Annotated in this window: 1 protein-coding gene; it reads left to right on the forward strand. The window is 69.5% G+C overall.

The genetic code is table 11. The features are described 5' to 3' along the window. Positions 1–400, forward strand: a 400-nt coding sequence (locus tag AB4Z38_RS25850; protein WP_441432355.1) for a SpaH/EbpB family LPXTG-anchored major pilin, incomplete at both ends; no start/stop codon positions are given.

Genomic DNA, 400 nt, shown 5'->3' on the forward strand with positions numbered 1-400 from the left:
TGGTCACGCCCCCGGTGGCGGTGACCAAGTGGGGCAACATCGTGCTGCACAAGCAGGATTCCCGGAGTTCGGCCGCCCTGGCCGGCGCCGTGTTCTCGGTCTACCCGAGCCGGGCCGATGCCCTGGCCGGCACCAACGCGATCAGCATCGGAGGTGCCGGCACCTGGACCACCGATGCCAGCGGGAACCTGGTGATCTCGGGCCTGCGCTACTCCAACTGGGCCAACGGGGCGACAGTGAGCCCGGGCCAGCCCGGCTACCAGTCCTACTGGCTGGTCGAGACCAAGGCCCCGACCGGGTACGCGCTCCTCGCCCAGCCGGTCGAAACCACGGTCACCAGCACCGACCCCTCCGCCGTGACGGTGACGATCGACAACGTCCTGGCCAACGCCGGATTCCA

The sequence above is a fragment of the Arthrobacter sp. 2RAF6 genome, from assembly GCF_052115205.1.
In the GTDB taxonomy this organism is placed as follows: domain Bacteria; phylum Actinomycetota; class Actinomycetes; order Actinomycetales; family Micrococcaceae; genus Arthrobacter.